A 2,807-nucleotide genomic window follows, 5' to 3' on the forward strand; every position below is an offset into this window, starting at 1 on the left:
TTTGAGGGTTTTCTGACAGGCACTATTTAAAGGGCAGTGATATTAAAGTAAAGAGCCAATATTTTTTAAGGAGCGGTGACTTCTTAATCTCAAAACGGCAGATTGTTCATGGGGCTTGTGGCCTGGTCGGGAATCGTCTTGATGGGGCTATTGTTTCTAATGAATACCATGCACTTCGAGCAAAGGAAGGCTTTGATCTGGAATTCCTTTCTCGCTTAGTGCAACTGCCCTACTATTTGAAATCGTTTTTACTATCTAGCATCGGTGTTCATATTGAAAAGATGCTGTTTAAGTTTGACCAATGGGCAAAGTTTGAAATACCTGCCCCCCCACTACCCGAACAAAAAAAGATAGCCCGCATCCTGTCCACCGTAGACCGGAAGCTGGAGCTAATCGACCAGCAAATCACCGCCACCCAAACCCTGAAGAAAGGGTTGATGCAGAAGCTGTTTTCCGAAGGTGTGGGCACGCAGGATGCTAACGGGCAGTGGCAGCCTCATGCCGAGTTTAAGGATTCGGAGTTGGGGCGGATTCCGGCGGGGTGGGAAGTGAAAACTATTGCCCAATCCACTGAATATGTAGATTACAGAGGTAAAACACCCCCTAAGTCTGAAAGTGGTATCTTTTTGGTGACGGCTAAAAATATCAAGAAAGGTTTCATTGATTACGAGTGCTCAAAAGAATTTGTTCCGGTAGAAACTTATGGTGACGTCATGAGTCGTGGTAAGCCAGACATTGGTGACGTATTAATCACAACAGAGGCTCCGTTAGGTAATGTTGCCCAAGTGGATAATGCTAATGTGGCTATTGCTCAGAGAGTTATTAAATATCGTCCAAATACAGGTGTTGATTCCAGCTATTTGAAACAATACTTCCTCTCTGACACATTTCAAAGTCGGCTTGCTTTGGAATCCACGGGAACTACTGTCAAAGGAATCAAAGGTAGTAGGCTTCACAAGCTTCTGGTACTCCTGCCGCCCCAAAATGAGCAGATAAGAATTGCATCAACTTTTAACTTGGTGGAAACAAAACTCAATCATTTCCTTGCTCTGAAGAAGCAAACCCAACAACTAAAAAAAGGCCTGATGCAAAAGCTGCTTACCGGTCAGATTCGTGTGCAGCCCGACCCACAGGACGTTTGATGTATGGACACCGACACCCGCTCCGCACAATCCGCTGCCAGTACCCGTAACCCCGAACGTGACGGCGTTGAAAAGCCCGCGATTCAATGGCTGGAAACACTGGGCTATACCCATATCCCCGGCAAGGAGGTGGGCGCACAGCAGGCTCACAGGCATCTGCCGCCGATTCTTACGGAAGTGCTCACGGAGCGGTTGCTGGCCCTGAACCCGTGGCTGGCGGGTATCAGTAGTGGCGTGGAGTCGGTGATACGGGAGTTGCGCAGGTTCTGGAACGAAAGCCTGATGGAAGCCAACCAGAATGCCTGGGAGTCGGTGATTCACCGGGATGATATTCAGGTGAAGGATCACCAGAGTCGTTCACGCAGTGTGCGGTTCTTCGATCAGGTTACACCCCTGAACAACCGTTTTCATGTTGTGGATCAGTTTGTCGGGGCCAACAGCGATGGCGACCTGTTCAAGCCGGATCTGTTGCTCTTTCTCAATGGCCTGCCTCTGGCCATCATCGAATGTAAAGCCAGCCATGTGAAAGTAGCCAAGGGCATTCAGCAGCTTTCCAGCTATCAGCGCAGCCATCCCCGGCACTTTGTATTCAATCAGGTGTGTGTGGCCATCAATCGCAATCAGGCGCGTTATGGGGCTATTTATACCCCTGAGTCTTTCTACTTTCGCTACCGGCTGGAAGCGGATGAGGAGGCGACTGTGCGCCGCCTGCGAGGCAAGGAACCCACAGAGCAGGACAAGCTGCTGTGGGCGCTGTTTGAACCGTCGCGGTTTGTGGAGCTGGTCTGTCAGTTCGTACTGTTTGAGCGGGAAGAGGGCAAGGTGATTAAAAAGCTGCCCCGCTACCAGCAGTGGCGCTCTGTCCGTAAGACCATTGCCCGTCTGATGGGTGATCAGACGACCGGTGGTCAGGTAACCGGTAAGCAGCCCCGGGGAGGCGTGGTGTGGCACACCCAGGGCAGCGGTAAATCCCTCACCATGGCCTACCTCGCCCGTTATCTGCGGGCAGAGTGTGTGGGGCTGGGCAACCCGAGCATTCTGGTGCTCACCGACCGCACCGACCTTGACCGGCAGATTTTCAATACCTTCAACGCTGTTGGCCTGACACCGATGAAAGCTCCGTCTGTAGCCGGGCTGGAGCGGATGCTGGGCAATGACTATGGCGGCATCTTCACCAGCACTGTCCAGAAATTTCAGGAGCGAGACGGCAAGCCCATCAAGGCCGCTGCCCGTGAAGGGGATGACCCGCAAACCGACAGCCCCACACGGGTGCGGCGTATTCAGGAAGGGCAGCAGTTTTTCATCTGTGAAGACCGGAATCGGAATCACGGCCAGCTCAACGAAGACGGCACCCCGCAAAAGCCCCGCTGGGTGGAGCAAAGCCGGGAGGCGGTGGAGTTTCAGGTGCTGACCACCAAAGAGAACTTCTATGTGCTGGTGGACGAAGCTCACCGCAGTCAGTACGGCTTTCTCGCGGCCTTTATGCGGGCCAGTCTGCCCAATGCCCGCTTTATCGCCTTTACCGGCACACCCCTGCGTAAAGACGACAGAAATACGCTGGAGGCGTTTACCGGCAAAGACGGGAATAAGGACTATATCGACACCTACCGGCTGGACGAGGCCGTAGCCGACGGGGCCACTCTACCCATCAAGTATCAGGAAGGC

General features: G+C 52.7%; 2 protein-coding genes. Both read left to right on the plus strand.

Going from position 1 to position 2,807, the window contains the following annotated elements:
* Positions 1-41 precede the first annotated feature (41 nt).
* Positions 42-1,142 carry a restriction endonuclease subunit S gene (locus E1189_RS25870; RefSeq protein ID WP_329601887.1) on the plus strand — a complete coding sequence of 367 codons (1,101 nt, stop codon included), beginning with the start codon at positions 42-44 and terminating at the stop codon, positions 1,140-1,142.
* Between the two features lie 3 nt (positions 1,143-1,145).
* On the plus strand, positions 1,146-2,807 hold a 1,662-nt coding region (locus tag E1189_RS03790), incomplete at its 3' end, for a type I restriction endonuclease (RefSeq protein WP_196221168.1).

This window comes from Parendozoicomonas verongulae (assembly GCF_009711465.1).
In the GTDB taxonomy this organism is placed as follows: domain Bacteria; phylum Pseudomonadota; class Gammaproteobacteria; order Pseudomonadales; family Endozoicomonadaceae; genus Sansalvadorimonas; species Sansalvadorimonas verongulae.